Raw genomic sequence first — 1201 nt, 5'->3', positions numbered from 1 at the left:
CTGTAGTAGCTCAGACTTGATCTGACAGTTACCCGTTTTTTACCGGTGTCTGCCAGTTTAGATCTGAGCTAAATTTTTCTCAGCCCAGATCGTTTTACCATCAAGTAAAGTTGCCATTGGCGTTCTGCCGCAACACACCTTGCCCTGATGAGTTCGCTCATTGTTGTAATATTCGATCCATTCGTCCAGATCTTTTTGTAGCTCGTCGATATCCGCATAAAGTTTCTTACGGAACGTTACCTGATAAAACTCTTGCAGAATGGTTTTGTGGAAGCGCTCGCAAATACCGTTTGTCTGCGGGTGCATTGCCTTCGTCTTGGTATGATCAATGTCGTTGATAGCAAGATACAGCTGGTAATCATGGTGATCGACGCGACCACAATATTCCGTTCCGCGATCGGTGAGAATGCGTAGCATCGGTAAATCATATTGCTCAAAGAACGGCAGCACTTTGTCATTAAGCGTATCAGCGGCTGTTATTGGCGTCTTCGTCGTGTACAGCTTGCAGAAAGCTACCTTGCTATAGGTATCGACAAACGTCTGCTGATAGATGCGACCAACACCCTTGAGATTGCCGACATAGAACGTGTCCTGAGAGCCAAGATAACCTGGGTGATGCGTTTCTATTTCACCGCAGGCCTCATCATCGTGCTTCTTTTTCTCTAGCGCAGCAATTTGAGCATCGCTGAGAATAATGCCATCGGTCGCCACGCTGTGCTCTAGGGCCTTTAGGCGCTTCTTAAAGTTCTCTAGATTATTCCGTAGCCAGATAGACCGGACACCGCTACCAGACACGAAAACACCCATCTTGCGCAGCTCGTTACTCGTTCTGTGCTGACCATGGGAAGGCTGTTCAATGGCGTAAGCAATAACCGCTTGCTCAGTGATGTCATCGACCCGGTTTTTAGTATTTGGGGCTCGACGGCTTTTGCTTATTAGGTTGTCGATACCGCCTTCTTCGACTAATTCCTGATACCTGTAGAACGTATCCCTCGACACGCCCATGACTTTGCAGGCCTTCGATACGTTGCCGAGCTCCTCTGCTAAATTTAGCAGCCCTGCCTTGTGTTTAATAATTGGATTGTTAGTATGAAGCATGAGAGTTACCTTTTTGTTTTGATTTAAGATTCGACACCTTTATCAAAACGGGTAACTCTCTCTTTTTCAAGAAGATGTGTCAGATCAGATCTGAACTTCTACA

Annotated in this window: 1 protein-coding gene; it reads right to left on the bottom strand. The window is 46.2% G+C overall.

The features are described 5' to 3' along the window. Positions 1-57: 57 nt before the first annotated feature. Positions 58-1098, bottom strand: coding sequence for an IS481 family transposase (locus tag KXJ70_RS19205; protein WP_219045152.1), 1041 nt, complete (start codon positions 1096-1098; stop codon positions 58-60). Positions 1099-1201: the final 103 nt, after the last annotated feature.

Origin of the sequence: Zhongshania aquimaris (assembly GCF_019312595.1) — a bacterium.
GTDB classification, from domain to species: Bacteria; Pseudomonadota; Gammaproteobacteria; order Pseudomonadales; family Spongiibacteraceae; genus Spongiibacter; species Spongiibacter aquimaris.
Note: the sequence above shows the minus strand (reverse complement) of the source record. Positions and strands in the feature narration are given on the sequence as shown.

What these genes read in the sequence shown, in the direction of transcription:
- KXJ70_RS19205 (WP_219045152.1), bottom strand. Translation starts at nt 1,098, where the DNA reads ATGCTTCATACTAACAATCCAATTATTAAACACAAGGCAGGGCTGCTA.